Source organism: Sulfuricurvum sp. (assembly GCF_036279695.1).
Taxonomy (GTDB): domain Bacteria; phylum Campylobacterota; class Campylobacteria; order Campylobacterales; family Sulfurimonadaceae; genus Sulfuricurvum.
In genome coordinates, this window is record NZ_DASUIQ010000057.1 from 1 (window position 1) to 3,853 (window position 3,853).

The window sequence follows — 3,853 nt, forward strand, 5'->3', positions numbered from 1 at the left end:
CTCCACCCTCGGCCGTTTTAGCGATGAGGTGATCAACATCAACGTCACTCACGAAGCGTGTCCGCTCGATATTGCTCCGACCAGCTCAACGACGTTGACGTTGGCGATGGGGGATGCGCTCGCGGTGTGTCTGATGAAGGCGCGAAATTTTCAAAAAGAGGATTTTGCTTCGTTTCACCCCGGCGGTGCCTTGGGGAAACGGCTTTTTGTGAAAGTGTCCGATTTGATGCGCACTTCTGATCTTCCGATTGTGGATGAAAATACTTCTCTCAAAGAGGCGATTTTAAAACTCAGCGAAGGGCGTCTTGGGACGGTAATGCTTACTGATGCTCAAGGGAAACTCTCAGGACTACTTAGTGACGGGGATATTCGACGCGCTTTGATGAGTGATTCGTTTTCACTGGATACTTGCGCAAAAGAGTATGCGACGAAAAACCCTCGCGTTATCGATGATGCAACGATGCTGGCCTCGGATGCACTTGTGTTGATCGAAGAGAAAAAAATTCAATTGTTAGTCGTCACGGATCGTGATGGCATGATCCAAGGTGCATTGCATCTTCATACACTCGTGGAAGCAGGTATCTCATGATGCGTTTAAACAAATATATTGCCCACTACTCGACTTACTCACGCCGTGAAGCCGATCAAGCTATCCTCGATGGATATGTCCGTATTGACGGAGAGGTTGAAACCAATCCTGCAACCCAGGTGGATGAGCGTCATGCTAACGTAATGATCAGCGGGAACAAGATTACCCCAAGCGATCAGTTTACGGTGATTGTTTATAATAAACCGCGCGGCGAACTGGTGACCAAAAAAGATCCGCAGGGACGCAAAACGATTTACGATTCGCTCGCAAAACAATATCGCCATTATATTCCGGTTGGACGGCTTGACTTTGCTTCCGAAGGATTATTGCTTCTCACCGATGCATCCCGTGTTGCGACGGCACTCATGACCTCCAAAATGGAACGGGTCTATAAGATCAAAATCAAAGGGCCTGTCACTGAAGGGATGAAAATCGCTATGGGCGAGGGGCTGGAGCTTGAAGATGCAAGTGCCGGTGCCCATGAACACGCCGATGCGGGTCCTATGAGTTTCGCCCCGTTTTATGCTTATCAGGTTCAAAAAGATCAAGGGGATTATTCGATCCTGAAAGTTGCTATCGGCGAGGGACAAAACCGTGAACTTCGCCGTTTTTTTGCCCATTTCGGGGCGGAAATAGTTGATCTCAAGCGGCTGAGTTTCGGCGGAATTGAACTTAACAACCTTCCGACCGGAAAAGTGCGCTTTTTGGAGCGTAACGAATACAGTTCATTACGCGAATTTTTGGATGCTGTGGAAAAAGCGGAAAAACAGAAACAAAAGTCTCAGATAAAAGCACCGAGAGCTGAGGGAAAACCTGAATATAAACCAAAGATTGCTTCAAAAGATAAACCGAAAACAAAATCTAAACCTTCCAATGAGCCATTCGGCACCAATAAATACAAGCCAGAGAAAAAATTTGAAAGAGGTAGCAAAAAATGAAAACACTTAAATTCCCAACCAGTCATAAAACACAGTTAATGGACATTAGTGCTGAAGTAAAAGAAGCAGTAATTAAATCAGGTATTAAAGAGGGGATTTGTGTCGTTTTTACTCCGCATACGACCGGAAGCGTTTTTCTGTTTGAAAATGCCGACCAAAATCTTCGCCGTGATTTGCTCTCAGCCCTCTCTACCGTTATCCCGAGTGATGCCAAATATTCACACGTCGGAGACAACGCGGCGGCTCATCTCAAATCGTCTCGCATGGGCGCATCGGTCTCCATCCCCGTTCACGAAGGGCGTCCGATGTTTGGGAAATGGCAAGGGGTTTTCTTCGGTGAATTTGACGGCCCTCGTCAAGAGCGCGAAGTGATCATCAAAGTTATTGCAGGCTAATGTAAATTTTATGGCTGATTTTACCTATCTGCTTCGTCCCAAAAAATTTGACGATGTGGTAGGGCAATCTCACCTTTGTTCACACGATTCACCGCTTCGATCTCTGTGCGAGAGCGGCAATCTCACCCACTCTTTTTTTTACGGTCCTCCCGGTTGCGGTAAAACGACGTTAGCGCGGATCATCGCCGAGGTTATGGATCTCCCCTTTTATGAGTTTAATGCCACATCCCTCAAAATCGAAAATTTGCGAAAGATCTTTGATCAATACGAGGGTTCACTCACTAAACCTCTGATTTTTATCGATGAGGTGCATCGTCTCGCGAAGAATCAGCAAGAGGTGTTACTCCCCGTTATGGAAAAAAACAGTGTGTTAGTGATCGGTGCATCGACTGAAAATCCCTATTTTAGCCTTACTGCGGCGATGCGTTCGCGCTCACTGTTGTTTGAACTTCATTCCATCGGTTTTGATGCGTTAGAGGATTTGTTAGTTCGTACATCCATTGAAATGGATGAGGAGGCGCGAGAATATCTGATTGCCAGTTCAGGCGGTGATGCTAGGGCGATGCTCAAACTTCTCGAAGTCTCTACAGCGCTAAATAAACCGATCACCCTTGCACTTCTAAAATCACTCCGCCCTGCGGCACAAAGTTTAGGAAGCTCGGAAGCGGGGGTGCATTATGATCTCGCATCCGCCCTTATCAAAAGTATCCGTGGCTCCGATCCCGACGCGGCGATCTATTATTTAGCACGCCTTATAGAGGGGGGAGAACCGCCCGAATTTATCGCACGTCGTCTCGTGATCCTCTCGTCTGAGGATGTCGGAAATGCAAACCCCCAAGCGCTGACACTGACCACCTCGGCGATGATGAGCGTCAAACAAATCGGCTATCCCGAAGCACGTATAATCCTCGCCCAAGCGGTGATCTATCTATGTGCATCTCCGAAATCGAACACGTCCTATAACGCGATCAATGCCGCGCAAAGTGCCGTGAAAAACGGAGTGATCCTCGATATTCCCGAGCATTTGCGCCAACAGCACAAAGGGTATTTATATCCGCACGATTTTGGGGGCTGGGTAGAGCAAAAGTATCTCTCAAAACCGCTCAAATTTGTCGAGTTTAAAAACAGCGGATATGAAGCAAAGATGGGAGAATGGATCGAGAAAGTATGGGGAAATAAAGATTGATAGAATTAGCCGTAAGTGTCAATTTTTGGATTATTCGCATCTAAAATGTCGAGTGTAGCCGTCCCGCTTAAAAAGTAGGGATTTTGAGCCAACAGTTCTTTTAGGTAGAGATCCTGCTTGCGGGATAATTCTTGTTGAGCTTTTTCCTCTTCCACGGATAGGATGCTGCTTAAGCCGATGTCATGGTTTTGGAGGCGGGATTCGTTGTCTAGGTCGGGGTGATCTTTCAACAATTTTTTATGAAACTCTTGCATATCATTGATAACTTGTTGAGTGTAATTTGAACCGAATTCGTCGCTTAACCCCTCAGCTAGTGTAACGGTACCATCGAGGTTAGCATCCATTTGGAGGGTGTGGTCGAGCTCCTTTTCGACACTGTTTTCAAATTTGGTGTATTGTGATGTTGTAATATTTCGTTGGTAGGTGTAGCCCTTTTCTTTGTCTTCACTCTTCTCTTTGTCGGTTGCAAAGAGGTTATGGGCGTCGGCAGAGCGACCCAGACTTTGATAATTAGCTCCCATCACCGCATTGACCTGAACCAATTTTTTCCCAATATAATCATAGTCACGCTGTCGCTCAAAAGCGATGGTAAGGTCTTTAGCTTCGTCCCCCTCGATTTTGCCATTTCTATCGGCATCCGCTTTATCGTAGCTACGATCTGCACGGATATTCTGCATCCAGCCAGCGACAAAATTTTCCGCCTTGCCGTTTAGCCGCAGTACTCCGTCACTTCGTTCGAAAAAGT

At 46.6% G+C, this 3,853-nt stretch carries 5 protein-coding genes; 4 read left to right on the forward strand and 1 reads right to left on the reverse strand.

Translation table 11 applies throughout. From position 1 onward, the window contains the following. From VFW36_RS05750 to VFW36_RS05765, 4 genes are all read left to right on the forward strand, one after another. Window positions 1-589 (forward strand): KpsF/GutQ family sugar-phosphate isomerase (locus VFW36_RS05750; protein ID WP_329657856.1); only part of this gene is annotated, 589 nt, incomplete at its 5' end. Continuing rightward, a complete protein-coding gene (locus tag VFW36_RS05755) occupies window positions 586-1,527 on the forward strand; it encodes a pseudouridine synthase (RefSeq protein WP_329657857.1) in 942 nt (313 codons plus the stop codon). The genes VFW36_RS05750 and VFW36_RS05755, both read left to right, overlap by 4 nt. Beyond that, window positions 1,524-1,922, forward strand: coding sequence for a secondary thiamine-phosphate synthase enzyme YjbQ (locus VFW36_RS05760; protein WP_329657858.1), 399 nt, complete (start codon window positions 1,524-1,526; stop codon window positions 1,920-1,922). The genes VFW36_RS05755 and VFW36_RS05760 overlap by 4 nt, the downstream gene beginning before the upstream one ends. 10 nt (window positions 1,923-1,932) lie before the next feature. After that, window positions 1,933-3,108: a replication-associated recombination protein A gene (locus VFW36_RS05765; protein ID WP_329657859.1), complete on the forward strand. Its 1,176-nt coding sequence runs from the start codon at window positions 1,933-1,935 to the stop codon at window positions 3,106-3,108. A 5-nt stretch (window positions 3,109-3,113) separates the two neighbouring features. Here the strand turns inward: VFW36_RS05765 and VFW36_RS05770 are convergent. Continuing rightward, window positions 3,114-3,853: hypothetical protein (locus tag VFW36_RS05770; protein WP_329657860.1), on the reverse strand; the 740-nt coding region annotated here is incomplete at its 5' end.

Coding starts and splice junctions, on each gene's coding strand:
- VFW36_RS05765 (WP_329657859.1), top strand. CDS start 1,933: ATGGCTGATTTTACCTATCTGCTTCGTCCCAAAAAATTTGACGATGTG.
- VFW36_RS05755 (WP_329657857.1), top strand. CDS start 586: ATGATGCGTTTAAACAAATATATTGCCCACTACTCGACTTACTCACGC.
- VFW36_RS05760 (WP_329657858.1), top strand. CDS start 1,524: ATGAAAACACTTAAATTCCCAACCAGTCATAAAACACAGTTAATGGAC.